18 protein-coding genes are annotated in these 26,175 nt (G+C 73.5%); 12 read left to right on the plus strand and 6 right to left on the minus strand.

Annotation, left to right across the window (positions count from 1 at the left end):
• Positions 1-666: an ABC transporter transmembrane domain-containing protein gene (locus tag AB0J71_RS32110; RefSeq protein WP_364417515.1), complete on the minus strand. Its 666-nt coding sequence runs from the start codon at positions 664-666 to the stop codon at positions 1-3.
• 66 nt (positions 667-732) lie between these two features.
• On the opposite strand from AB0J71_RS32110, the gene AB0J71_RS32115 reads away from it, so the two are divergent.
• Positions 733-1,320, plus strand: a complete 588-nt coding sequence (locus AB0J71_RS32115; RefSeq protein ID WP_364417517.1) for a TetR/AcrR family transcriptional regulator — start codon at positions 733-735, stop codon at positions 1,318-1,320.
• A gap of 109 nt (positions 1,321-1,429) precedes the next feature.
• Here the strand turns inward: AB0J71_RS32115 and AB0J71_RS32120 are convergent, their stop codons facing one another.
• A complete protein-coding gene (locus AB0J71_RS32120) occupies positions 1,430-1,663 on the minus strand; it encodes a hypothetical protein (RefSeq protein WP_364417519.1) in 234 nt (77 codons plus the stop codon).
• A 109-nt stretch (positions 1,664-1,772) separates the two neighbouring features.
• Here AB0J71_RS32120 and AB0J71_RS32125 point away from each other — a divergent pair, with 109 nt between their 5' ends.
• The gene (locus tag AB0J71_RS32125) at positions 1,773-3,017 is read left to right on the plus strand and encodes an MFS transporter (protein WP_364417521.1); all 1,245 of its coding nucleotides are present in this window, start codon (positions 1,773-1,775) and stop codon (positions 3,015-3,017) included.
• 102 nt (positions 3,018-3,119) lie between these two features.
• Here the strand turns inward: AB0J71_RS32125 and AB0J71_RS32130 are convergent, their stop codons facing one another.
• Complete coding sequence (locus tag AB0J71_RS32130; protein ID WP_352329045.1) at positions 3,120-4,178, minus strand: spore photoproduct lyase family protein; 1,059 nt, start codon at positions 4,176-4,178, stop codon at positions 3,120-3,122.
• The gene (locus AB0J71_RS32135) at positions 4,175-4,789 is read right to left on the minus strand and encodes a DNA-formamidopyrimidine glycosylase family protein (protein ID WP_364417523.1); all 615 of its coding nucleotides are present in this window, start codon (positions 4,787-4,789) and stop codon (positions 4,175-4,177) included. The genes AB0J71_RS32130 and AB0J71_RS32135 overlap by 4 nt, the downstream gene beginning before the upstream one ends.
• A 178-nt stretch (positions 4,790-4,967) precedes the next feature.
• On the opposite strand from AB0J71_RS32135, the gene AB0J71_RS32140 reads away from it, so the two are divergent.
• Genes AB0J71_RS32140 through AB0J71_RS32150 form a run of 3 tightly spaced genes read left to right on the plus strand, consistent with a single transcriptional unit; the run spans position 4,968 to position 13,193 of the window.
• A complete protein-coding gene (locus AB0J71_RS32140) occupies positions 4,968-5,426 on the plus strand; it encodes a hypothetical protein (RefSeq protein WP_352329041.1) in 459 nt (152 codons plus the stop codon).
• A gap of 20 nt (positions 5,427-5,446) precedes the next feature.
• Positions 5,447-8,926 (plus strand): hypothetical protein, encoded by a 3,480-nt coding sequence (locus AB0J71_RS32145; protein ID WP_364417525.1) that lies wholly within the window; start codon positions 5,447-5,449, stop codon positions 8,924-8,926.
• 1 nt (position 8,927) lies between these two features.
• Entirely contained in the window at positions 8,928-13,193 is a 4,266-nt protein-coding gene (locus AB0J71_RS32150; RefSeq protein ID WP_364417527.1) for a hypothetical protein, read from the plus strand.
• A 157-nt stretch (positions 13,194-13,350) separates the two neighbouring features.
• On the opposite strand, the gene AB0J71_RS32155 is transcribed toward AB0J71_RS32150, so the two are convergent.
• On the minus strand, positions 13,351-14,181 hold the full coding sequence (locus tag AB0J71_RS32155; protein WP_352327233.1) for a helix-turn-helix domain-containing protein: 831 nt from the start codon (positions 14,179-14,181) through the stop codon (positions 13,351-13,353).
• Positions 14,182-14,525: 344 nt separating this feature from the next.
• Here AB0J71_RS32155 and AB0J71_RS32160 point away from each other — a divergent pair, with 344 nt between their 5' ends.
• Entirely contained in the window at positions 14,526-16,544 is a 2,019-nt protein-coding gene (locus AB0J71_RS32160; RefSeq protein ID WP_364417529.1) for an acyltransferase domain-containing protein, read from the plus strand.
• 129 nt (positions 16,545-16,673) lie between these two features.
• Positions 16,674-17,000: a hypothetical protein gene (locus AB0J71_RS32165; protein WP_352327231.1), complete on the plus strand. Its 327-nt coding sequence runs from the start codon at positions 16,674-16,676 to the stop codon at positions 16,998-17,000.
• Between the two features lie 209 nt (positions 17,001-17,209).
• Here AB0J71_RS32165 and AB0J71_RS32170 read toward each other — a convergent pair whose 3' ends face one another.
• On the minus strand, positions 17,210-17,467 hold the full coding sequence (locus tag AB0J71_RS32170) for a hypothetical protein (RefSeq protein WP_364417531.1): 258 nt from the start codon (positions 17,465-17,467) through the stop codon (positions 17,210-17,212).
• 347 nt (positions 17,468-17,814) lie between these two features.
• On the opposite strand from AB0J71_RS32170, the gene AB0J71_RS32175 reads away from it, so the two are divergent.
• From AB0J71_RS32175 to fxsT, 5 genes are all read left to right on the plus strand, one after another.
• Positions 17,815-18,153, plus strand: a complete 339-nt coding sequence (locus tag AB0J71_RS32175) for a CU044_2847 family protein (protein WP_364417533.1) — start codon at positions 17,815-17,817, stop codon at positions 18,151-18,153.
• 103 nt (positions 18,154-18,256) lie between these two features.
• Positions 18,257-19,249 (plus strand): trypsin-like peptidase domain-containing protein, encoded by a 993-nt coding sequence (locus tag AB0J71_RS32180; RefSeq protein WP_364417535.1) that lies wholly within the window; start codon positions 18,257-18,259, stop codon positions 19,247-19,249.
• Positions 19,246-20,721 (plus strand): hypothetical protein, encoded by a 1,476-nt coding sequence (locus AB0J71_RS32185; RefSeq protein WP_352327227.1) that lies wholly within the window; start codon positions 19,246-19,248, stop codon positions 20,719-20,721. Before AB0J71_RS32180 ends, AB0J71_RS32185 begins: the two co-directional genes overlap by 4 nt.
• Positions 20,718-21,827, plus strand: coding sequence for an AAA family ATPase (locus AB0J71_RS32190; protein WP_364417537.1), 1,110 nt, complete (start codon positions 20,718-20,720; stop codon positions 21,825-21,827). The genes AB0J71_RS32185 and AB0J71_RS32190 overlap by 4 nt, the downstream gene beginning before the upstream one ends.
• 7 nt (positions 21,828-21,834) lie before the next feature.
• Positions 21,835-26,157: an FxSxx-COOH system tetratricopeptide repeat protein gene (gene fxsT / locus AB0J71_RS32195; protein WP_364417539.1), complete on the plus strand. Its 4,323-nt coding sequence runs from the start codon at positions 21,835-21,837 to the stop codon at positions 26,155-26,157.
• The last annotated feature ends 18 nt before the right edge of the window (positions 26,158-26,175 follow it).

Raw genomic sequence — 26,175 nt, forward strand, 5'->3', positions numbered from 1 at the left:
TCAGGACAGGGGCACGCCGCGGTAGGCGCGCCAGAGCGCCAGGTCGTAGCCCAGGCCCAGGGCCAGCGCCACCGGGATCAGCGTGATCAGGGTGAGCCGCCAGTCGACGGTCAGCAGGTAGGCCAGCGACACCGCCGGCACCACGAACGCCGCGGCCAGGTCGCCGGGGGCGTGGGCGATGAACGGATGCACCGCGCTGACGTCCTCGCCCACCACCTTGGCCAGCTCGCCGGTGCGGCGGGTGGACAACCAGCCGAGCGGCACGCGCCCGAGCCGGTCCGCCAGCCGCCGACGTAACGACAGCTGCACCCGGCCGTCGAGCACGTGCCCGAGCCCCGACGACGCGCCCGTCAGCAGCAGCCGCACGAACAGCCCGGCCACGCCCGCGAGCACCGCGATCCGGACACGATCGGCGTCCACCGGGCCCGGCGACAGCAGGACGCGGCCCACCTCGACGACCGCCAGCAGCGGCGCCAGGCCCGCGACCGCGCCGATCACCTGCGACACGACGACGGCGACGAACGCCGGCACGTGCGGCCGCAGCAGCCCGCCCGTGCCCGGTTCCGGCGGCGGGACGGCCGCGGGCGGCACGGGGACGGCCGCGCGTGACCCGGGCGGCTCGGGGGTGGGCCGGTGTTCCCGGCTCGGATCGCGGCTGCCGGTCATGGGTCCTCCAATTCCGCTACCTAAAGTATCGATACTTATGGTAGCGCAATAAGTTATCGTTCAGGCATGACCCGAGCGAGCCCTTCCGCCAGACCGCCCGGTCGCCCGCGCTCCGGCGTCAACGCCGAGGTGTTCGCCGCCACGTTGCGCACCGTCCACGAGCTCGGCTACGCGCGGGCCACCGTCGAGCGCATCGCCGCCGCGGCCGGCGTGGCCAAGACGACGGTCTACCGGCGCTGGCCGACGAAGGGCGAGCTGATCGTCGACTGCCTGCTCGACGCGTTCGGCCCGGCGCCGCTGGAGGGCGCCGGCCGGGCCGAGATCATGTCCTCGACCATCCGCTGGATCGCGGGGAAGATCAGCGAGCCGGGCACGGGCGACGCGTTCGCGGGCGTGTTCAGCGACGCCGTCAGCGATCCGGCCCTGCGCGAGGTCCTGTCCACCCGGTTCCAGGATCCGTACCGGCTCGCGCTCCAGGAGGCGCTCGGCGAGCCGGAGCAGCGCGTCCTGCTCTACATCGACATCGTCGTCGGCACCTTGCTGCACCGGATGGGCATGACCGGCGAGCCGATGGTCGAGGCCGACGTCGACGCGCTGACCGAGATGGTTCTGCGGCACTTCGCCGGCGAGCCCGGGGAAGCGCCCGGCGCCTGATCCGCGTGCCGCGTCGGCTCCGCGGGTGGTCAGGCGGAGGGTTCCCGGCGGAGTGGACGGGCCGGGCGTCGCCGTAGGCCGACGCCCGGCGCCTGCGCCGGTGCGGGGGTCACGACACCCCGGAGGCGATCTTGTTCAGCAGGCCCTGGCCGCCGCGGGCGGCCTGGTCGTTGACGTGGGCCGGGCCCGCCGGGGCCGGCCAGGCGGGGCCGAAGCCGGGGTAGGGGTGGGGCAGCGGTACGGGAGCGGCCGCGCGGGCCGGCCCGGCCAGCGCGGCGGAGGCCAGCACGCCGGCCACGGCGGCGATCGCGAGGCCGGCTGATCCGCGTCTTCTCTTGAACATTTCGAGGTCCCCTCGACGTGGTCTGGAAGGACCGCCGACAGTAGCAGATTGTTATAGCTCAAGTACAGAGAGTCACATGGCGTGGTGTGAAGCAGTAGCGTGACCGCACGTGAGCGATTACACAGGGTCACCGTCGGTCGAGCTCCGGTCCCCGCGGCGGTGGGTCGTGCTGCTGCTCTGCTGGGCCTCGCTCACCATGACCTCCGTCGACCGTTCCACCTGGGGGCCCGCGTCGCTGCAGGCGGGCGAGGCGCTGGGGGTGTCGCTGGCCGGGCTGGGGGCGTTCGCGACGGCGTACTACGTCGGCTACGTGCTGTCCAACATCGGCGGCGGGCTGCTCGGCGACCGGATCGGCAGCCGGGTCGTGTTGTCGGGGTCGTTGTTCACGGCGGGCGGCTTCATGATCGTGTTCGGGTCCGTGCCGTCCGCCGGGGCGGGGATCGCGGTGCAGGCGCTGATCGGGCTCTGCGCGGGGGCCGACTTCGCGGCGGGCGTCAAGCTCATCGCGTCCTGGTTCGGCGAGCGGGAGCGCGGGCTGGCGATGGGCGTGTTCACCATGGCGTCCTCGCTCGGCACGGTGATCGCCAACGTGCTCGTGCCCCGGCTGATCCAGTGGTACGACTGGCGGGCCTCGTACCAGCTGTTCGGGATCGTGTCGATGGGGCTCGCGCTGGTGTGCCTGACCCTGCTGCGCGACCGGCGCGAGCCGGCGGCCGCGCCGGCCGCGCGCCCGCCGCTGCGCGGCCTGGCCCGCGACCGGGACCTGCTGCTGATCGGCCTGGCCGGCTTCGGCGGGCTGTGGGGCACGTACGGCTTCGTGACCTGGTCCAACACCCTCATGGTGAAGGGGCACGGGCTCGACCCGGTGGCGGCGGGCACGGTCGTCGTGGTGTTCGCGGCGGCGGGCGCGGTGGGCAAACCGGTCATCGGCCTGGCCACCGACCTGGCCGGACGCGGACGCAAACGCCCGGCGGTCGCCGTGCTGGTCGCCTTCGCCGGCTGCCTGCTGCTGTTCGGCCGCATGGAGACGGAGACGGCGTTCCTGGTGACGGCCGGGTTCGCGGGGCTGGGCGCGTACCTGTACTCGCCGTTGCTGATCGCCATGGTGCCCGGCCTGTCCGGGACGGCGCTGGCCGGCTCGGCGGCGGGCGCGACGAACGCGGTGGCGCAGCTGGGCAGCGTGACCGTGCCGGTCGTCGTGGGGGCGGTCTACCAGGCCAGCGGCTCCTTCTCCGCCGCGTTCGCCACCCTGGCCGCCGGGCCCGTGGCGGGCGCGGTGGCGCTGACCTTCGTCCGCGAGGCGCGCGGCCGGCCGAGCACCGGCCGCGCCCCGCAGGTCGGCTCGTCGGCCTGACGGCGCCGCCGGGACGGGAGCCGGTCGGCGTCCCGGCCTGACGGTGGCGGGCCGGGAGGCGGTCGGCGCCTGGTTCCCCGGACCGGGGGCCGGGGCGGGCCGTCAGAAGGCGTAGCGGACGCGGCAGTAGGGGAGCCTGGCGGCGATCAGCCCGGTCAGGGCGGCGACGTAGCGGCCCTTGTGGCCGTTGCGGTAGCGGACGTTCCAGCCGCCCGTCTCCGACCGTTTGGCCTGCTGCAGCTCAGGCCGCCACAACACCTCCTCGGCCTTCGGGTGCCAGCCCAGGTTGACCTGGTGGAGCCGGTCGTTGTGGGTCAGGAAGATCACCTCGGCGGCGAGCTGGGCGCGGGCCTGGGGCGACAGCGCGTCGTCGAGCCGCTCCAGCAGCTCGGCCCAGTCCTCCAGCCAGCCGTCCCGGACCACCACCGGGCTCAGGTTGACGTGGACCTCGTAACCGGCCGCGACGAAGTCGTTGATCGCGTCGATGCGCTCGGCGACCGGCGAGGTGCGGATGTCCAGGAGCTTGGAGTCGGCGGCGGGCATGAGGCTGAACCGCACCCGCGTACGCCCCCGCGGGTCCCAGCCGAGCAGGTCGCGGTTGACGTACTTGGTGGCGAAGCTGGCCTTGGCGTTGGGCAGGTCGCGGAAGAGCTCGACCAGGTCCCGGACGTTGTCGCAGATCGTGGCGTCGAGCGAGCAGTCGGAGTTCTCGCCGATGTCGTACACCCACAGGCGGGGATCGACCTGGTCGGGCCGGGGCTTGACGCCCTGGCGGCCGGCGTGCCGCCGCAGGTAGCCGGTGATCTGGTCGATGTTGGCGAACACCGTGATCGGGTTGCTGTACCCCTTGCGGCGGGGCACGTAGCAGTAGGCGCACGCCATCGCGCAGCCGTTGGCCGTGGAGGGCGCGATGAAGTCGGCCGAGCGGCCGTTGGGCCGGGCCGTCAGCGACTTCTTGACGCCGAGCACGAGCGCCTCGGTCTTGATGCGCACCCAGCGGGCCACGTTCGCCTCGTCGCCGTACAGCTCGGGGATGCGGTGGTGGCTCTCGACCTCGACGATCTCGGCGCCGGGGAACCTGGCGAGGATCTCCCGACCGCGCGGCAGCGCGGCGGCCGCGGGCTCGGCGTAGATGCGCCGGACGTCGAGGAGGCCGGTCACGGCCGCTCCGGCTGTTCCATGGGGCAAGAATATGCGGTCCGGGACGCGAGTTGCCAGGTCAGCACGGGTGCGCCGCAGCTTCGGCAGTGCTCGCGCCGGTACACCCAGCGCTCGGAGGGGGCCTCCGGGTCACTCACCACCTGCCCGGCGTCCCGGCCGAGGGCGAGATACCTGACCGCCGCGTCCCACAGCCGCCCGGCGGTCTCGGCGCGGACGCCGCGGGCGTTCGGATGCAGGCCGACGAGGAACAGCAGCTCGGCCCGCCACGCGTTGCCGATGCCCGACCACACCTTCTGGTCCAGCACGGCCGCGATCAGGTCGTAGGCCACCTCGCCGGTCGCCAGCCGCAACCGGGTGCCGGGCCGCGGCGACGTCCCGGGGTCGTCGTGCCGCAGGAAGATCCCCCGCATGCCCAGGTGGACGTGCACCGTCGGCGCGTCCGCGAAGTGGTACAGCAGGTGCTTGCCGAGCGCCTCCACCTCCGTCAGCACGCGTCCGTCCCACGGCCGCGCGTCGAACCGCCCCTGCGGTCCAGCGGCGAGCACCGTCCGGCCGGCCAGGTCCGCGTGCTGCCCGGCGGCGTGCCGGTGGATGAGATGTCCTTCGGGCATGCCCAGGGCCCTACCCCGTGAGCTGCGCCGACGCGCCGCGGGCGGCCGGTCCGCTGAGTGGACCGAACGTTGCCCGCCGCCCTTCCGGCCCAACAGCATGGACGCGACGTAAGTGACCGCTCACGCAGGGCGACGAAACGCTCGGGCGGTCATACCGTCCCACGGAAGGACGAGCACGATGAACGACAGAACGGCGAGGGCCCTGTCCCGGGCCCTCATCGCGACGGCGGTGGCGGGGGCGGCGGTGACGGCGCCCGGTGCGGCCGACGCGAGCAGCGTCCGGGCCGCGGCCGACCCGACCTGCGGGAGCTGGGTCTCCAGCGCGGTCTTCCCCGGCCTGTCGGCCCGGGCCTGCATCTGGGGCACCGGCGCCTCCTGGAAGCAGGCCCAGACCGAGGTCTTCAACGGCACGGGTTCCGCGGTCGAGGTCGAGACCCTGACCGCCACGCTCGACCCGCTCCCCGGCAACGCCCGGTGCACCGCCATCCACCTCCAGAACGGGCAGACCGCGTTCTGCGGCACGCGGAGCGTCCCCGACGACAACCCCTTCCAGTTCGACCGCGGCGTGGGCTCCGTCCAGGTCACCGACCTGGTCCACCGGGAACAGTTCGCCTTCGCGTCCCCCTTCGTCGGCTGAGCGGAAAGGGTGGTGAAGCCTTGACCGGTCCTGCGGAGGAGCCGGAGCAGGTCCGCCTGGTCCGCACCGCCGACCTGGCGGATCTGCGCTTCGGTTTTCCCGGCCTGTCGTTCAAGCGCCCGGCGGCCGGCCGGATCCTGGTCAGGACCGTGCCGGAGCGCGAGGGGCTGATCGTCGTCACGTTCGCCGCCCAGCACATCGTGGAGCAGGCGTTCTTCGAATCGGCCGGGGCCGGGCTGCCCGACCCCGTCCCGGTGCGGCCCCATCCGGCGCCTCCCGTCGTCTCCCGGATCAGCGGGCGCAGCACGCTCGTCTTCGTCGTGGGGCCCGAGGACGAGGTGCCGTACACCGCCGCGGGCCTGCTGGCGGCCATGAGACGGCTGCCGCTGCGCACGGTGGGCGACCAGGGCCCGGCCGACCCGCTGCGCGACCCGGAGGGGGATCCGCGGACCGCGATCGAGCTGCCGTACCGGCTGCTGCTGTCACCGCCCCCCGACGTGCGCTGGACGCACCGCACGGCCCCCGCCGACGAGGCGGACCGGGTGGAGCTGTGGCACACGCGGCTGCGCGACACACGGGCCAGGGCCGTGTGGACCAGGGACTTCCCCGGCGACACGCCGGTCGATCCGCCGCCCGACCCGCTTCCCACGTCATTGACGCCCGCCGACCGGGCCGCGCTCGTCCACCTCACCAGCGACCGCGGGCTGTTCACCGAGCCGGGGCACCAGCCGTACGTGCCGGTGCCCGTCGAGGTCGGCCACCTGATCCTGTCCGCCCTCGGCGGCTGGCTCGACGCCCTCGGCAGCTGGGACCCCCGCCCGGCGATCACGAACGTCAGCCAGTGGCGGCACCGCGCGGCCATGGGCCGCGACCACTACGTACGGGTGCTCTACTCGGGCTACCTGTGCCCCTTCGGGCACCGCGCGGACCTGGTGAAGGTGACCGAGCGGAAGTTCGACCCCGACCGCCCGGAACATCCCGCCTACCTGGCCCAGCGCATCTTCATCACCTGCCGCGAACCGGTCAGGGACTTCCCGCCCGGCGCGGCCCGCCGCGACGCCGACGGCGAACGGCTCGACGCCCAGTTCCCGTTCCGGCGGGTCGAACTGCTGACCCTGGTCACCCCCGACCTCTCGCCGCCCGCCGACGTCCTGCCGGTGCGCGAAGGGCAGCACGCCTTCTTCCCCGCCGTCCGCGACCAGGACCCGTTCCTGTTCCAGGTGCGCGCGACCGACCTGGCCGGACGGGTGACCGAGTTCAGCACTCCGCTGCTGTTCCTCACCGAGAACTTCAACAAGGGCGCCGACCTGGTGGCGGCGGCAGCGGCGTACAACGCCCTGGACCCCGGTCCGGCAGAGGCGCCGCCGGACCGGCTGAGCGCCGACCTGCACGGCGCCCGGGTCGCCGTCGCCGCGCCCGCCGCGCCCGACGACACCACCGTCGAGGCCGCGACCCTCGTCTGGGGGACGGCCCTGCCGACGGACCGCGAGGACCAGCTCCACCAGCGGATCCCCGGCTTCCTGCCGGTGCTGCGCTGGGCGTCGGCGGTGGTCCCGGCCGTGAGCAGGCTCACCGGCGCGTCCGGGCCCCGCCCGGTCCGGTACGCCCGGCGCTACCGGCTGGCCGCCTTCGACCGGACGCCCGACCGGCCCGGCGACCCCGTCAACCCCGGCGAGGTGTTCCTGGAGCTGGTCAGCGGCACGTCCCCGCTGGTCATGGACTTCGACGACCAGCGGGACCGCGCCGGCGGCCTGGCCGCGCCCACGTTCACCGTCGCGGGCCTGTCCCGGCTGACCGGCCCGGTCAGCGCCGCCAGAACACCCGCCGGAACGCCCGCCGCGGCGGCCGACCCGCTCGGCACGGTCGCCGACGGCACCTTCCGGCCCTCGGACTTCTTCGACGCGATCGGCGCGAAGCTGTTCGGCGTCATCCCGCTGTCCGCCCTGGTCAAGGCCGCCGGCCTGGACGAGGAGCTGAAGGCGCCGCGGTTCGTCACGCAGACCCTCAACGCCGCCACCGCCTTCCTCACCGACCTGCGCCGCGCCGAACGCCGGCTCACCGAGGTGGCCGCCCGCTTCCCGGCGGTGGCCGCCGCGGCCGAGCGGGTACGGACCACCGCGCTGACCCTCGCCGCCGCCGTCGAGGCGTTCATCGCGGGAACGGCCGACCTCGGCCGGGTGGACGCGGCCTTCCGCGACTTCAGCGCCGCCCTCGACGCGCTCGGCGCCGGCCTTCCCGCCGACGTGGACCACGCCGTCGTCACCCTGCTCGGCCACCTGCGACAGGCCCTCGCCATCTGGGACGACGCCCCCGCCGGGGTGCTGCCGCTGCGGCGGGCGATCGAGAGCGCCGGAGCCGGCCTGCGGCTGCCGGAGTCCGTCGCCGCCCGGCTGGAGTGGACGCCCGACATCCAGCCCTGGTCGTTGCGCGAGGGCGAGCAGCCGATCTTCGTCCCGCACGACGGCCACGGCGACCCGGCGCGCAAGGGCCGCTTCTCCGTGGTCGTCGACCTGCGCGCCGGGCTGCGGCCGGACACGCCTCCGGCCGCCGACGTGACCTGCACGCTGGAGGAGTTCGACCTGGTGCTGCTGCCGGGCGTGCTGGAGGCGATGCGGCTGGACTTCCGGCGGATCAGGTTCACCATGCGGGCGGGCGAGAAGCCCGACGTCGAGGTGGCGTTCCGCGACGTCGAGTTCATCGGGGCGCTGTCGTTCGTCGAGACGCTGCGCCGGATCATCCCGCTCGACGGGTTCAGCGACCCGCCGACGCTCGACGTCTCCCCGCGCGGCGTGCTGGCCAGGTACGGGATGCCGCTGCCGAACCTGGCGATCGGCGTCTTCAGCCTGGCGAACATCTCTCTCAACGCCTACCTGGACCTGCCGTTCGCGGGCACCCGGCCGCTGGAGATCGGGTTCGCGTTCTGCCGCAGGGACGCGCCGTTCCGGCTCACCGTCTCGCTGTTCGGCGGCGGCGGCTGGTTCGGGATCGTGCTGTCGCCCGACGGGGTCCGCGCGCTGGACGCCGGCCTGGAGTTCGGGGCGGCGGCGTCCGTGGACTTCGGGGTGGCCAGCGGCAGCGTGTCGGTGATGGCCGGGATCTACTTCCACCTCGACGCCGCGACCGGGCAGGCCGTCCTGTTCGGCTACTTCCGCGCCCGCGGCGAGGTGGACGTCCTCGGCCTGGTCTCCGCCTCGATCGAGCTCTACCTGGAGCTGGGGTACGAGGGCGGCGACGCGGTCGGCCGGGCGCGGATCACGATCACCATCGAGATCGGGTTCTTCGAGGAGTCCGTCGAGATCAGCTGCGAGAAGCGGTTCGGCGGCGCCCGGTCACTGACCGCCGCCGCGGAGCTCGCCGCGGGAGCGGTCATGGACGGCGGCGAGACGGCCGGCTCCGCGGCCACCTTCGCCCAGATGATGGCGCCGTACCGGGATCCGGTCACCGGCGCGCGACGAGACCCGGTCGCCGAGTACTGCGGCGCCTTCGCGGAGGTGGCCTGACATGAGCGAACGGACCGGACAGAGTACGGGGGAGCGCATGGGCACGTTCAAGGTTCTGTGGACGGCGTTGCCGGCCGGGGTGGCCGGACCGGGCGAGGTCCGGTTGTCGGTGGCCGTCGGGCCCCGGCTGGAGGCGCCGCGCGGCCGGCTCGACGACGTCGCGGAGTTCACCGACTGGCCGAGGACGTTGCGCGAGACCGTCCTGCCGGCCCTGCGAATCGTGTGGGACGGCCACGCGGCCCCGGTCGTCCCACACCCCGACCCGCGATCCCCCGCCCCCGACTCCGACCTGTGGGGCAGACTCTTCCCGGCCGCCTCGCCGGTGCGGTCGCGCTCCCTGGCCGCCGCCGCCCTCGGCGCGGCGGTCGCGGCCGGTTCGCCGGGCGTGCGGGTGTTGCGGTCGTTCCCCGCGGCGCTGGTCCACGAGCGCATCGCCACGCTGTACGACCAGATCGGCCAGGCCGTGATCAGCGACCGCCTCACGCCTCCGGGAAGCGGCGAGGCCGCCCTCGGCCGGCGCGGGGACGGCCCCCTGCGACGGCCCTGGCGTCAGCCGTACACCGGTCTGGTCCGCGAGCTCCCGGTGGTCGGCGAGATGAGCAGGTTCAGCGGCGACCCCCAGGCCGCCTACCGGGCCATCGACGGCATGATCGGCGGGGGCGTCCGCGCCGCCGCCGACTCCGGCCCGGCCACCCTCGACCGGACGAGCGAGGCCTACCGCAGCGACGAGACGAGGTTCGCGCTGGCCGAGGCCGTCAGGTTCTACGACCGGCCCAAACCCCCCGGCGACGGCGGCGGCCCGGCGGGCGCGGCGGCCGGCGGGGCCCGGCCGGAGCCGCCCGACGTGGAGTTCCACGGCGTCTGCGGCTTCCTGGCCGACTATCCGGAGCTGTGCCGCCGGCTCGGGCTCGTCCTCGACCTCGTCGTCCCCGTGCCGCCGGGGCTCGCCGCCGCCGGACGGCTGCGGGTGGCGTTCGAGGACGTGCCACCGCCGTTCGACACCGACCGGCTGCGGCCGTGGACGCTCTACGACTTCGCGCCGGGGGAGCGCTTCACCGCCGCGTCGCCGCCGGGGCACCCCGTCCAGGGCGGCTGGCTCGGCCTGGGCGGCGACGACTGGACGGTCACCGACGCCGACATCGACGGCTCGGCCATCAAGGCGGCCGACTTCACCGCGCTGATCGAGCGCATGCACGGGCTGAGCGGGCCGAGCGGCCAGCCGAGCGCCCAGCACCTGGGCACCGGCACGACGGCGCTCCAGGGCGCCGGGCTCACCGTCTTCCACCGCGGACGGGACGCCTGGCTGGCCGCCCAGATCGGCGACGACGCCGCCCACCAGCGTGGATCGGCCGACCAGGTGCCCGAGCTGCACGCCGGGCACCTGGTCCGCGGGTTCCGCGTGGACGCCGGGGTCGTCGGCCCGGACGGCGCGGTCACCGGCTGGCTCTCCCTGTGCCGCCGCCGGGGCTCCTACCTCATCCGCCGCGGCGGGCAGCCGCCGTACTGGATCGAGGGGATCGCCGACGACGAGGGCGCGGTCCGGGCCAGCGCCGTCACCCGCGACGCGACCAGGACCGACGAGCTGTACGTGCACCAGGCGCTGTTCGGCTGGGACGGCTGGAGCCTGGCCGCCCCGCTGCCCGGCCGCACGCTGGACAGGTTCGGCCGGCCGGTCGTCGCCGATCCGGAGGTGGACGCGAACTTCCCGCTCGACACCAAGTTCACGCCGGTGCCCGGCTCGCTGCCGGCGCTCCGGTACGGGCGCACCTACCGGCTGCGGGCCCGCGTCGTGGACCTGGCGGGCAACGCCCTGGCCCCGGAGGCGCAGGCGCCCGCGTCCGCGTTGTCGCGGGCGATCACGTACTCGCGGTGGGAGCCGGTGCCGCCGCCGGTGATCGTCGAGCGCAAGCCGTTCAACGAGGGCGAGTCCAGCCAGTGCCTGGTCATCCGGAGCACCGTCACGGCCGACGGACGCGACGTGCCCGCCTGGGAGTGGGCCCTCGACCGCCAGGACGTCCCCGGCCACACCGACCACCCGCCCGCCGCCGACGGGCTGAGCCGCCGGTACGTCTACTACGACGAGCGGTTCGTCGCCCCGCCCAAGACGTCGCTGCAGATGGCCGAGCGGCACGGCCGCTTCGACGACGCCATCGGCGGCGACCGGCCGCAGGAGGTGCGCAGAAGGTTCTTCACGGCCGCCGCGCGCGAGTCCGGCACGTTCCTCGACACCGTGGTGAGCTACGCCGACGACCCGCGCCGCACCCGCGACCTGCTGTTCTTCGGCGAGATCGCGGTCGCCAAGCACGACGCCGCCGACCCCGAGCCGGTCACCCGGCTGCCCGTGGCGCGCGGCGCCGGGCTGAAGCGGGGCGAGTTCGTCGTGCACACCGCCGCCGAGCTGATCCTGCCGTACCTGCCCGACGTCCTGGCCAGGGGCGTCACGCTGTACGGACTGCCGGGCGCGCCGCCCCTTCATCCCGTCTCCTTCTACGACGGCTTCCACGACGCCTGGCCGGACGCGGCGCCGTTCACCCTGCGGATCGAGGAGGGGGACGGGCCGCCGCGATGGCAGGACGTCCCGCGCCGGCTCACCGTCCACCTGCCCAAGGCCGAGACGGCGACCGTACGGCTCAGCTGCCGGCTCACCGCGGCCGACCTCGCCCTGCTGCCCGTCTGGCAGCGCCTGCTCGTCTCGGACTTCTGGCGCGACCTGACCGACGCCGAACGTGAGCTGATCGCCGAGGAGACCGTCGCCGGGCTGAACTGGCTGCTCACCCCGTACACGGAGCTGCGCCTCGTGCACGCCGTCGAACGCCCGTTGTCGCCGCCCGCGCTCGCCGGGCTGGACTTCGCCCGCGACCCCGAACAGACCTTCGCCGACCTGCGCGGCGCCCTGCGCGCGCACCCGCGCAGCACCGGGCACGTCGACATCGACGCCACCTGGACGCGCTGGATCGACGACGTCACCGAACCGGCCCCCCGCCGGATCAGGGAGCACGCCCACGTCGGCCGGGTCGAGCTGGCCTACGCCGACCGCGACGAGGTGCGCCTGCCGCACTCGGCCACCCCGCTCCGCCATGACTTCGGCGACACGCTGCACCGCAACGTCGCCTACCGGCCGACCGCCACCACCCGGTTCCGCGAGTACTTCCACCCGTCGATCACCGCCGACCCGGGCCTGGTCACCAGCGCCGGCGAGCCGAGCGCAGGGCCGTCCGGGCGGGGCTGGCCGGTGCCCGCGAGCAGGCGGCCGGAGCCGCCGAAACCGTCGTACCTGCTGCCCACCTTCCGGTGGAGCCGGCAGCAGGACCGCCGCGAGCGGCGCTTCGTGTCGGTACGCGACGGGGCCGGCGTCCGGGTCCACCTGGACCGGCCGTGGTTCTCCTCCGGCGACGACGAGTTGCTGGCGGTCGTGCTCGACCCGCCCGGGGGCGACGCGCTGCCCGGCCGGCTGGCGACCCGGTGGGGCACCGATCCCGTCTGGTCGGACGCGACCGTGCTGCCCCCGCCCGCACCCGGCAACTTCCCCGGACCCGTCACCGCCGTCGGGCTGCGGCTGGCCGAGTCCAGGGAGGGCCGCGAGCTGACCGGGGCGGTCGTGGCGTACGAGCCGTCGTACGACGCGGCCAAGCGCCTGTGGTTCGCCGACGTGGACGTGGACCTGGGCGCGGCCGGGCAGGCGTCGGCCTGCTTCCCGTACCTGCGCCTGGCCCTGGCCCGCTACCAGCCGCACGCGCTGACGGGGCTGGAGCTGTCGCCGGTGGTGCAGGCCGAGTTCGCGCAGCTCGTGCCGCGCCGGACCCTGACGGTCGAGGAGGTGTCCGGCGGGGGATTGCGCGTCGTCCTCGCCGGGCCCGCCGCCGCCACCGAGCTCGGCGCGCAGGCCGGTGCCGGGCTGCCCGGGGTCGCGGCGAGCCACCGCGTCACCGCGACCGTCCAGCGGCGGCCCTTCACCAGCGCCGAAGAACTGGACTGGACGGACACGCCGATCAGAGCCGAACTGACCTGCGGCACGGCCCAGACCGGCTACCAGTGGTCGGCGGTGATCCCGCCGGCGGTGCTGGACATCGTCTGGCAGTACCGCCTCCTGGTGGAGGAGCGCGAACGCTACCGCACCGACCCCGGCACCGCCGACGAGACGGTCGTCATCGACGCGGCCGGGGGTGGCGCGCCGCAGCGGATCCCGGTGGGCGAGCGGCTCGCGCACGCCGACAGCGTCCCGCTGCGGGCCCGGCTGGGGCGGCTGGTCATCGACTTCGACGCCTGACGCCTCCCCGGACCGCCCGGCCCTGACCGGCGGCGACGGCCGCCGGTCCCCCCTTCGGACGGCCTTGGGACGGCGGGCGGCCTCCTATGGGCGGGACTTCCGGCAATGGGCTGGGCTCAGCGGTCGCGTGGCGGGACTTCCGGCCATGGGCCGGGGCTCACCGGTCGCGTGGCGGGGCTTCCGGGGCGGCCAGCAGGCTCAGGGCGCGGCCCGCTCCCGGCACCCGGGCCAGATTGGCGCTGATGCACGCCGCCGTCTCGCGCACGGCGTCGGCCAGCAAGGGCAGCCGGGACGTGCCGACCACCACGACGGCCGCCGCGGCCACCACGGCCCCGGTCGGCGCGCGGACGGGGGCGGCCACACATCCCAGGGGCGGCAGGGCCGCCTCGAAGTCGAAGGCCACCCGCCGCTCGCGGGCGTCGCCGACCCGCCGCGCCCACTCGGCGGGGGAGTGCCCCTCCGGCAGGCTCCAGCCGGGGTCAGGACGGCGGCCCGACGCCGGGTTGCCCACCGCCAGCACGACCTCCGCGGCGCTGGCCGCCGGCAGCACCAGGCCGGGACGCATGCGAAAGACCTCGTCCACGGCCGGGTCGCCGATGCCCGAGACGACGATGACGTCGTCGCCGTCCCTGACCGCGATGGTCACCGCGCATCCGGCGGCGGCCAGCCGGCGCAGCGGCCGCACGGCGGCCGTGCTCAGCACCTGGGCCGGTGACCAGCGCTGACCCCAGCGGAACATCCGCGTGCCGATGCGGTAGCGGCCGTCCTCGCGGTGGACCAGGCCGAGGTCGGTGAGCCGGCACAACAACCGGTGGGCGGTCGCCTTGGGCAGGCCGGTGGCCACGGCGAGCTGCGTCAGCCCGGCCTCCTCCACCCGCGCGAGCTCCTCCAGCACCGCGAACGCGCCGTGCAGCACGCCGCGCCCGGCGGCGGGCCCGGCTCGTCCGTCGGCACCGTGGCCGCCGAGCTCTTCCGGGCAGAATTCCATCGCGCACCCCCCGGGGTCGCACTGACCCACCCGTTCGTATCACCAGGACGGGCGCGCTCCCCAGAATCCCGATCGCCATAAGTGACTAACCAATCACGCACAGTGATGGTGCGAGGCGAGTGCACACTTCAGGGCCTGCGTCGCAAGAGGTGCGGACGGCTATAGGCGAGTTTCTCCGTCGATAGGGTGACGTGTCGCAATGACACGACTACTTATCGTGTGCGAGCGGTATCAGTCGTTCGGCCGGACGGACACCGGCGACGGGTGCGAACAGTTCGCGAAGACGCGTCCTTCGCCGGTCCTTTCCCGTGTCCCGCAAAGCCCCGCCTCCAGGAAGGGACTACATGCGCAGCAAAGTCGTCGCGGTCTTCCCGGGCAGCGTAGCCATGCCCGCCGCCGGGGTGCTGGCGCCCCTGGCCGCCCGTACGCCGGCCGTCCAGGAGCTCCTGCCGGAGATCGACGCCGTCGCCGCCGAGTACGGCTCGCCACCGCTCAGCGCCTACCTCCTCACCCCGGACGCCCCCCGCCAGCCCGGCCCCGAGAGCCACTACCTGGCCCTGATGGCGGTGTCGTTAGCCGCCTTCGACACCCTCGTACGGGAGGGGCTCCAGCCGTACGCGCTGGTGGGCCACGGCCTCGGGGAGCTGTGGGCCCTGGTCGCCGCCGGGGTGCTGAGCGCGGGCGACGGCGCGCGCCTGGCCTGCGCACGCAGCCGCGCACTGACCGGCCTGGACTGGCCGGGCACGATGATGTCCCTCGACGTCTCCGCCGTGCAGGCCCGGCGCCTGGTCGCGCTGCTCGACCATCCCCATCTCGTGGTCGGCTGCGACGACACGCCGCGGCGGTGCGTCCTGTCGGGGCCGCGCGAGCTGATGCCGCAGGCGGCCCGGATCGCCGGGCATCTGGGCTGGACGAGCGCCCCGCTCCAGGTCCCGCACCCCGCCCACACGCCCGCGGTCGCCGCCGCGGCCGCCGAGCTGAGAGGCCGCCTGCCCGGCGTCAGAACGGCTCCGGCGCGCTGGCCGGTGTTCTCCCCGACGCTGGGACGCCTGCTCACCCCCGACGACGACCCCGTCGCCGTCACCGCCGACGCCATGGTCGTCACCGTGCACTTCCACCAGGCCGTCCGGGGGCTGGCCGCGCGCGGCGCGGAGGTCTTCCTGGAGTGCGGGGCGGGCGAGGACGCGGTCGCGCTGGTCCGCGCCATCGTCCCCGCCGCCACCGCCGCGTCCCCGCTCGCCGCCGGGGGCCCGTGGCGGCCGGGCGAGCCGCTCCACCCCGCCGTCCCCCTGAACACCCCCGCACCGAACGGCTCCGCGCCCACCTCGGCTCCGGCGACGCACGCCGGCCCTGCCCTGCTCCTCGACCGAATCGGACCGCCGCGGCACGACGAACCCGCAGAACCCGCCCAGCGCGACGACCCCACAGAACCGGCCCCGCCTGACGGATTCGCAGAGCTTGCCCAGCGTGACCGGCCCGCAGCGCTTGGCCGGCGCGGCGAAGCGGCGGAACGGGGCACGTCGCCGCAGGCCGGTGCCGGGCTCGTGCCCGCCCCGGCCCGTCCGGGGGACGCCGATCAGGAGCCGAGCCGGTCGGGGACGGCCCACGTCACGCCTATCGGTCAGGAGGCGGGCCGGTCGGTGGTCGGTGCCACGGCTCTCGGTCAGGAGGCGGGCCGGTTGGGGGCGGCCGGTGTCTCAGCTTTCGGTCAGGGGGCGGGCGGGTCGATGGTCGGTGGTGCGGCTTTCGGGGAGGTGGCGCGGCCGCGGCTCGCCCCTGCGCCGCCACTGGCGCCGCCGCTGTTCCCGTCCGTCGAGCGGATGTTGCCCCCGGCGACGCTTCTGCTGTGCGGCGGGGCCGACGTCCTGGCGTTGCGGGCGCTGACCGACGATCGTGACGACGTGGTGGTGGCCGACGCCGACACCATCGACTGGACCTGGCTCCCCCTGACGCCCCGGCACCTGCGGGTGGTCGCCCGCCCCGGCCCCGACGCCGGACCGGTGCACGAGGCGATGATCGCCACCGCGGCCCGCTTCCCGCACCTGCACAGCATCGCCGCCCTCGTCCTGGACGCACTGCGCCAGGAGGTGGTGCCGCACCCGATCGCCGGCCTGTTCGCGGGGACGATCCAGCCGCTGGCCGCCGAACTGGCGGGTTGCGCCTGCGTCGCGGTCGCGACCGCGGACGTCGACCTGCCCGCCGCGCTGGACGTCCTGGCCGCCGAGCTGGAGGCGGCGCCCCCGCTGCTGGCCGCCTTCTACCAGGGCCCGCAACGGCTGCTGTACGAGCTCACCCCGGCCTTCGGCGACCAGCCGTGGCAGGGAAATGGAGGATCGTGGCCCTCGCCGACCAACACGGCATGAGCACCCCGCCTCCCTGTCGCCGACGCCCGGGGAAGCGACTCCTGACGAAACCGCGCCTTCCGTCTCCGCCACTCCTTGCGTACGCTGCATGACGGTAAGTGACAGACCAGCATTCGTTCAGGAGGGGCATTGCGCAAGACAAGGCATGTCGCGGCGGTCGTCGCCGGGTCCGTCGCCCTGCTGTCGCTGGGGTTCACCGCGCCGGCGTCGGCCGCCACGGTCCTCGACTGCGACACCTTCGTCCACAACAACGACAACTACCTCGGCATCGCGATGTGCAGCAACCCGACGGGCCAGACCTGGCGGTTCCGGGCCGTGATCACCTGCGGCTGGGCGCCCGACGTCGTCGGCGACTGGGTCGACCTCCCGCCCGGTCGTTCGGGCCAGTCCCAGGGCGTCTGCGGCCGGCTCGGCACGGGCGTCGGCGCCGTGGGCGTCGACGAGCGCCGCGTCTGAACCTGAAGATCGGAAACCGACGGTGAAGGCCCTCGGCCGTGCTCAAGGAGCCCTTCACGACCGTCAGGATCGGCCGATGCCCTCTCCGTGCGGCGTGCGGGCATCGGTCCGTTCCTCACGCAGTGGGAGAGCTGGAGCGCATACCAGCTCTCCCGCGCCCACCTGCCCTCCTGGCGATTCGGCAGGGCGGGCGGATGGTGGATGGGGAGTCAGTCGGTGGGCTCCGCGCCCGGTTCCTCCTCGCCGGAGTCCGCGCCGGAGTCCTCGCGGGACTCCTCGGCCACCTCGCGCCGCTCCTGGGCGACCTTCTCCTCAGGGTCGGGCGGCGGCTCGACCGGCTCGGCGGGGATCGGCCGGGGAGTGTCCCGCACTTCGACCGCCGCCCGTGCGGCGGTGGTGTCGCTCTCCCCGTTGACCCGTCCGACCGCGGGCGGCATGTCCTCGGGCAGCTTGTCCTGTTCGTCCATGACTCGCAACTGCCCTGACCTTGACCTCTTGAACGAAAACCGACACGGGCCCCTCTCCGGGCACACTCCGTACCATCCGGCCATGACGCCTGCGCCCGCAATACCGCCTATCGATGACTGAACCGGTTGTTCGGAGTGAGACTCAACAAAAGCGAGATCACCCTCATTCACGGATAAAACTGGTGCGAGTCGGACATAAAGGTGCTGTAGTTACGTTTGGGTTCTGCCGCGAGGGACTCTGTCCGACAAAATGCGCAAAACAGTAGTTCGCGTCATTTCCTCCTTACGGACACGCCTGAGGCAGGAGTATCTTTGACATCCTTGGCGGCGGGCGGCAGCAGCAGAGGATGGCATTGATGCAGTTAATCCGCTTCGAGTCCGAGGATGGCGCGGCTATTTACGTCGAGATCGACGACAACGAACCGGGAGTCGTCGCCGCGTCCCGGCTGAGCGAGTCGATCGCCGCGGCCGCCGGATCCTTGGAAGGCGGTCTCGACCAGATTCGCGGACTGGCCCGCACCACCTTCGACCGGCTTGTAGCTTTGCCTCACCCTCCTGACGAAGTCAACGTCGAATTCGGCGTCCGGCTCAATGCGAAGGTGGGCGCCGTCATCGCGCACAGCGAGGGCGAAGGCCATCTCAAGGTGTCCATGACCTGGCGGCGGGTGCCGGACGATCCGGCCTGACGCGGATCACCCGGCAGGCGGGATCGCCGTGCGGACCGGCGGTGCGAGGGGCGGCGTCGCCGTGCGGCCCCGACGGTGTGGACGAGGGGCAGGGAGGCGAGTCGTGGGGCCCGAACGGGGACAGGTGCGCGTGTTGTCGCCCGACGGCGCGCTCTGGGGGGCGGGCGTGCTCACCATGGTGGGCGCGGCCGGTCTGCACGTCGTCACCTGCGCCCACGTGGTCACCGCCGCGGGCGGCGAACCGCCTGGCGAGGTGACGGTCGACCTGTACGGCCGGGGCTGGACCACCGTGGCCCGGTCGTCGCCGGAGGCGTGGTCGGCCCCGCCCCCGCTGCAGGAGTCCCCGTCCGGCCTCTCCCTGGACGGCGACGGCGACTTCGCCGCGCTGACCCTGCGCGCGGGGCACCCGCCGCTGCCACGCGGATGCGGCCCCCTGCCGCTGCTGCCCTGCGGCCCTCCCGACGGACGCAGAGTGGCGATCATCGGCTACCCCCGCGGCACGATGTCGGGCCTGATCGCCACCGCCGTCCTGGTCGGCACCGGCGGCCCCTACCCCGACTGGGTCCAGCTCGACGGGCTGCGGCCCACCGGCCCCACCGTCGAGCGCGGCTTCAGCGGCGCCGCGGTGTGGGATCCCGCGGCCCGGCGGGTGATCGGGCTGGTCACCGCCGCGCACACCGACCGGGCGGCCAAGGTCGCGTGGATGCTGCCCGTGGAGGCCGCGGTGCGGCTCTGGCCGCCGCTGGCCGCCGCCGTCCGCAGCGCCGCTCCCGCCGCGTGCCGCCCGCCGTCCCCGCAGGACCGCTACCGCCTCGCCGACGCCCTGCTGGAGGTGCCGCAGATCGATCACGACGCGGGCGACATGCTCAGGGAGGCGCTGCCCGCGGCCATCCGCCGCGACGTCCGCAGGCACCCGTGGCCGCGTCAGCAGGTTCAGGCCATCGTGCAGGCGTGCGTCGACCACCAGGACGGCTGCGCGGCGCTGCGCGCGGCGGTGCTGCACGTGGGCGGCGAGTCGGACTCGGCGCTGAGGTCCCTGGGAGTGCTCGACGAGGTGTGCTGTTCCGGCGGCCCCCGACCGGAGGAGGACGCATGAGGGTGGCCACGCGAGTCCTCCCGCGCTACCTGGTCGACGCGGTGGCCGATGTCAGCTGTCTACGGGATGCGGAGACGCTGCGGAACATCGTCGAGAGCCTCGGCGCCGACCGCACCCGCGCGAGCTTCGACGTCGCGGGCGGCGTCTCCCTGCGCGGCGTGATCATCAAGCTGATGAACGAGCTGTCCGAGCAGCCGACCGGCCTGGCCATGCTGGTGGAGGCGCTGGAGCGGTGGGAGGGCGGTTCCGCGGCCATCCGGCGGCTCAGGGTGGCCACCGCCGCCTGGGAGGTCGAGCTGCTGGAGAACGAGGAGTGGGACCAGCTCTTCACGCTGCTCGACCGGGTGCGCATCCCCGATCTCCACCGCCAGTACTGCCTGTTCCTCCAGAGGTGCGGGCTGCCCCTGCCGCCCGTGCGGTGCACCGAGCCCTGGACGGTGTTCCTGCACGCGGCCACCCTGAACGCCCGCCCCGGTTCGGCCCTGCCCTGCTTCGACGTGCTGCGCGACCTGCTGGCGATGGGCGCGGAGGCCGACAGCCAGCTGGAGATCCTCGACTGGGCCGCGGAGCACGACCCCCATGCGCCTCTCGGCGACGAGCCGGTGGCCGGCGACGAACCGGTGGTCAAGGGAAGCGTCTGGAGCCCTTCTGACTACCTCATCATCAGGGTCCGTCCGCTGCTGGAACGAGGCGAGGGCAGCGACGCGATCCTGTCCCACTGGCAGCGTACCCATCCGGGCGGGCAGATCCGGGGCGCGGACCGCCGCGTCTCGCTGAGGCACGCCGAGAAGGAGGTGCGGACACTGATCAGGCAGATCGAGTCCGACCTGGCCCACCGTTCCACGTCCGACCTGGCACTAGAGTTCGTGCTGCCGCGCGACCTGCTGCACCTGCGGGTGGAGCAGTGGAGGAAGGAGTCCTTCCAGGGAGCCGTCGGCGTCCTGGGGGAGGATCACGAGGTCGTCGTGCGCAGCATGGAGCGGCTGGAGCGGCTCGACCTGCACGGCCGGTGGATGAGGCGGTGGAAGGCGTTCTCGGAGGAGCGGGCCGGGCGCGTCCACTGGTTCCCCGAGGACGGCCGCCCCCACCTGCTCTCCGATCCGCCGCCCGCCGTCGTCGTCCTCAGCGTCGCGCCCGGCGAGGTCACCGGGAGACCGGCGGCGGAGGGGCCGGCGCTGGACGAACTGGGCGAGGCCCTGCGCGTGGGCGTCCCCGTGATCGTCTGGGCGCGGACCGGGGCCGACAGCGCGACGTTCCGGGCCGCACTCAGATCGCTGCTGGAGCACCGTGAGGGTACTCGCGACCTGCCGAGTCTTGTCAAGGCGCTACGGATAGCGTCCAATGGGCCGCAAACGCACGATGACGCGCTGATCGGCCGGCACGTCGCTCTGCTGTGGGACGACCCGACCCGGATGCCGGTCGCCTCCGGAGCGGGGGGTCCGTCCGACTCTTCAGAGGTGGAGGGCGCATGATCCACCCCGACACCCCGTCCGGAGCCGCCGACGCCCTCGGCGTACGCCCCCGCTGGTGGATCTACCGCGGCACGGGCGAGCCGCTGCGCGACACCCGGCTGGGCGAGTTGCTGCCGCCGCCGCCTCCCTGGCGCACCTTCGCCGGCGGCGACGTGCTGCAGCCGCCTCCGGAGGACGACGCGGAGATCGTGCGCCGGCTGGGCACGCGATGGCCCGAACGCATCCTGTCCGACGCGGTGCGGCACGAGGCGGAGATGGTCAACGCCGCGCTGCTGCTGCGCCGGCCGTTGCTCGTCAGCGGGCGTCCCGGCACCGGGAAGTCCAGCCTCGCCTACCGGATCAGCCGCGAGTTACGCCTCGGCCGGGTGCTGCGCTGGCACATCACCAGCCGCTCGACCCTGCAGGGCGGGCTCTACGCCTACGACGCGATCGGCCGCGTCCAGGACACCGCCGCGTGGCGGGCCGGGACGGCCGACGACCGCGACGGCGGCGGCGGCGAGGTCCTGCTGCCGCCGCCGGAGATCGGCGAGTACATCCAGCTCGGCCCCTTGGGGACCGCCCTGCTGCCCTACGCCGAGCCGCGCGTGCTGCTGATCGACGAGCTGGACAAGAGCGACCTCGATCTCGCCAACGACCTGCTCAGCGTCTTCGAGGAGGGGGCGTACGCGATCCCCGAGCTGCTGCGGGCGCGGCGCAGGCATCCCACGGTGCGCGTCCGCACGGACGACCCGGACGGCGAGGCCGACATCTCCGGCGGGCGCATCACGTGCAAGGCGTTCCCCATCGTCATCATGACGTCCAACAGCGAACGCGAGTTCCCGCCCGCGTTCCTGCGCCGGTGCCTGCTGCTCGATCTGCACGAACCCACCCGCGAGGACCTGGCCGGGATGCTCGCGGCGCACTTCGGGCCGGAGACGGCCGACGAGCTGGGCGGCATGCTGATCTCCCGCTTCCTGGAGCGCAGCAGGGAGCGCGGGGGCCTGTCCATCGACCAGTTGCTGAACGCCCTGTTCCTGGCGACCTCGCGGCGCGACGGCAAACAGGACGACATCGTCCACATGGCGGACTCGTTGTGGCACCGATTGGACGGGCGGGCGTGGGAATGAGGTCACGATGACCCCGTCAGCCGATCAACCACCCGAACCGTCGTGGTTGGAGCTCCGGGACGCGCTGTATCTGGCCGCCTACCAGGACGCCGCCGCGCCCAGCCGCCGCCGGGACGTCCCGGCGCCCCGCCGTCCGGACCCGGCGCCCGACGGCGGCGCGAGCACCCCGCCGGCCGGGAAACCCCGGGACGAGGCCGCAGGGGAGGACCCGCCCCGCGTTCCCTCCCCCACGACGCCCGGCGACGACGCCGCGGAGGAGACCCGGGAGCCCGGCACGGACGACCCGCCGTACGAAACCCCGCTCGGACAGGGCGCCGGGCCCGACCGGACGCCGCCCCGGCGCTCCACGGGCGGCCGGACCGCGCTGCCGGGGGGCCACGCGCTGGGGCTGGCCTTCAAGCCGTTGAGGTTGTCGCGCCCCTCTCCCCACGACTGGGAGCTCGACGAGGAGGCGACGGCGGAACGCGTCGCCGCCGACCGGTTGTGGCTGCCGGCGTGCCGGCCCGCCGCCGAACGGCTGCTGTCCCTCGTGCTCGTCGTGGACGCCCACCCCTCGATGGTGCTCTGGGAGGACCTGGTCCGACAGTTCCGCGGGCTGATGGAGCAGACGGCGGCCTTCCGCCACATCACGGCGATCTCCCTCGACATCGCGGAGGCCGGCGCCTGGGCGCGGCGGCGCGGCGGCCCGCCGCGCGGTGTCGGCGAGCTGGGGCCGAACCAGCTCGTGCTGGTGCTCACCGACGGCCTGTCCAGAGGCTGGCGCACCGGGGACGCCGCGGCCTTCCTCCATTCCGTCGCGGTGACCTCGCCGGCGGCCGCGCTCAGCCTGATGCCGCAGGAGGTGTGGGAGTTCACCTTCCCCACCGCCGTGGGGGCCGGGCTGGACGCCCATGGCCCGGCACTGCCCAACCGGCTGCTCAAGATACGCGAGATCAGGGCCTTCTCCTCGTGGCTGAGCGAGCCGTCCAGGGTGCCGCCGCACGCCCCCGTGCCCGTGCCGCTGATGGAGCTGACGCCCGGCTCGCTCGGCCGCTGGTCGAAGCTGGTGGGCAAGGGCGGCCGCCATGACATGGCCGTGCTGCTCACCTCCCCCCAGGGCGACCTGAACGGACGCGCCGGCCCGCACGATCCGGTCGCCGCGCCCGTGCACGGCGACGCCCGCCAGGTGGTCGAACGGTTCATGTCGCGGGCCACCCCCGCGGCGGCCGGACTGGCCAAGAGGCTGGCCGCGGCCCCGCTCAACCTGTTCGTCCTCCGTGTGATCCAGGCCATGAGCCCGCATGCCCAGCTCTGGAACCTCGCGGAGATCATGCTGTTCGGCCTGCTCCGCCGGTCCGGCCGGGACGCGGACATGGAGGACGCCGGACAGGTGACCTTCGACTTTCCCGAGGGGGTCCGCGAGGAGCTGCTCGGGAAGAGCACGCGGGCGGAGACGCTCAGCGTGCTCAAGGAGGTGTCGCGATGTCTGGGGCCACGCCTGGAGGCGCTGATCGCCAACGGGGCCGCCCTGGTCGCCTGGCAGACCGACGCCCCCGACCCGCCCGTCACCGGGAGGACCCAGCCCTTCATCCGGACGCTCTGGACGGCTCTTTCGGCGCTGTCCGGACCCTACCTGGCCCGGGCCAACCGTCTGCGCGGCCTGCTGGCCGAGGAGCGAGCGCGGGCGGAACCGGTACCGGATGAAGACGGGCTGCCCGCGATGACTACGGTAGGTAATAGTTCAGATACTCTTAGTCCTAGCTCTTCTCCGTCTGATCAAGGAGAGCTATCTCCGGCTTCCCTGGGAGGTCTTGTGTCTGGTTCATCCAAGATTGCGTCGCCGGTTCATCACGAAGAATCCCAACAAGGGCCGCGGCGGATCGGTTCTAATCTGCCCTTGCGCAATCGCAACTTCACCGGCCGGGAAGAGTTGCTCACCGAACTCGGGCGGCGGCTCGCCAGTGAGGCGACCACCGCGGTCCTGCCCGAGGCGCTGCACGGCATGGGCGGCGTGGGGAAGTCTCAGATCGCCATCGAATACGTATACAGAAACAGCAAAGATTATCAGCTCATCTGGTGGATTCCCGCGGAACAGACAAACTCGATAGTACAGTCCCTAATCGAGCTCGGTGAGCAAATGGGACTGCAGGCGGGAGCCGACCGCAGTGCCGTTCCGGCGGTGCTGGAAGCCTTGCGGGTGGGCCGGCCCTACTCCAACTGGCTTCTGGTCTTTGACAACGCCGAGAATCCGGGCGAGGTCAGGAAATTCTTTCCCAACGACGGACCCGGGCGTGTGATGGTAACCTCTCGTAACTCTCAATGGTCGACCATGGCCAGCTCTCTTGAGGTTGATGTTTTCTCCCGGTCGGAGAGCATCTCGCTTATCAAGCGGCGCAGCCCGCAGATTCCGCACGAAGCGGCCGACAGTTTGGCAGAGGCCCTGGGAGACCTTCCACTGGCCGTCGAACAGGCCGCGGTGTGGCTGGCCGAGACGGGGATGCCCGCGCACCAATATCTCGAACTCTTCGAGACCAAATGCGCCGAGCTGCTGGAGGTGGCCCCGCCGGCCGACTACGACCTGCCGGTCGCGGCGGCCTGGAACGTCTCCCTCGACCGGCTGCGGGAGGATTATCCGGCGGCGCTGCAACTGCTGCAGTGCTGCGCGTTCTTCGCGCCCGAGCCGATCGACCGCGACTTCTTCTCGGCCGTCCGCGGGATCAGCGCTCCGCCTGCGCTGCGGGCCGCGCTCGACGACCCGATCAAGCTCTCCCAGGCCGTCCGCGAGATCGGCCGTTACGCCCTGGCCCGCATCGACCATCGCAATTCCACCATCCAGGTGCACCGCCTGGTGCAGCGCGTGCTCATCGAGCAGATGAACCCGCAGGAACGCGCGGAGATGCGGCACTGCGCCCACGAGATCCTGGCCAACGCCGACCCCAGGAACCCGCAGCGGCCGAGCGAATGGGCCCGGTACTCCGCGCTGCTGCCGCACGTGCGGGCCACCACCATGGTGGAGTGCGAGGACCCCTGGACCCGCCAGCTCGTCCTCAACGAGGCCCGCTTCCTGCTGGCCCGCAGCGACTACGCCGAGGCGCTCGAACTGGCCGAGGAGGCCGCCAGGATCTGGCGGCGGGTGCTCGGCGACGACCACGAGCACGTGATCCAGGTCGACCAGGTGCGCGCCGAGGCGCTGCGCTGGCAGGGCCGCCACGGCGACGCCTACAAGCTCCAGTCGGAACTGGTCGAGCGCTGCCGCCGGGTGCTGGGCGAGCGCAACGAGAACACCCAGCGCGCGCTGAGCGTGCTGGCGATCCTGCTGCGCCTGCGCGGCGACTTCTACCGGGCCCGCGAGCTCGACCAGGCCGCCTACGAGACCACGCTGCGCGAGTTCGACGCCGACGACCCCGGCACCCTGCAGGCGGCTCACAACTACGCCGTCAGCCTGCGTCTGGCCGGTGACTTCGAGGAGGCCTACCGGCTGGACGAGGACACCCACCAGCGGCTGGTCGAGGTGCTCGGCGACGACCACCGGCAGACGCTCAACAGCCTGCACTCCCTCCACATCGACCAGCAGGAGCTCGGCCGCTTCCAGGCGGCGCTGGAAGGACAGGAGAAGCTGCGTGACCGGGCAGTGCGGCTGCTGGGCGAAGACCACTCGCTGACCATCTGGGTCGCCCGCGAGCTCTCGGTGACGCGACGCAAGACGGGCGACCACCAAGGCGCGTTCGAGCTCTCGCTCCAGGTGCTCGAACTCCTGCAGCAGGTGCAGGGAGGCAGGTCGCTCGACACGGTCCGGGCGGCCCTGAACCATGCCACCGACCTGCGCCAGACCGGCGACCTCGCGGGGGCGGCCGAGCTCGGCCGGGAGACGATGGAGCAGTGCGGCGCGCTGCTCGGCCCCCGGCACCCCCACACGTTCGCCACCCAGACGAACCTCGCCGTGACGCTGCGGCTGCTCGGCCGGCTCGACGAGGCGTTCGAGCTGGACAGCACGGCCGTCGAGGGCCTCGGCGAGGTCCTGAGGGCCGACCATCCGCGCACCTTGCTGGCCCGGACCAACCTGGCCAGCGACCATTTCGCGATGGGCCGCTTCCAGGAGGCCTACGACATCGACACCGAGGTTCTGGAACTGAGCACCCGCGCGCGGGGGGAGCGGCACTCCGCGACCCTGGCCGTCATGGCCAACCTGAGCCTGGACATGCAGAGCCTCGGCCTGACCAACGAGGCCAAGGAACTGCAGAGCAAGACGCTGAGGTTGTTCCACAAGGTCCACGGCGCGGAACACCCCGCCACGGTCGACATGGAGAACGGCGTCAGGGCCAACTGCGACATCGACCTGCTCAGCATCTGAGGCGGTCGTGGCCCGCGG

The sequence above is a fragment of the Nonomuraea sp. NPDC049637 genome (genome assembly GCF_040675235.1).
In the GTDB taxonomy this organism is placed as follows: Bacteria; Actinomycetota; Actinomycetes; order Streptosporangiales; family Streptosporangiaceae; genus Nonomuraea.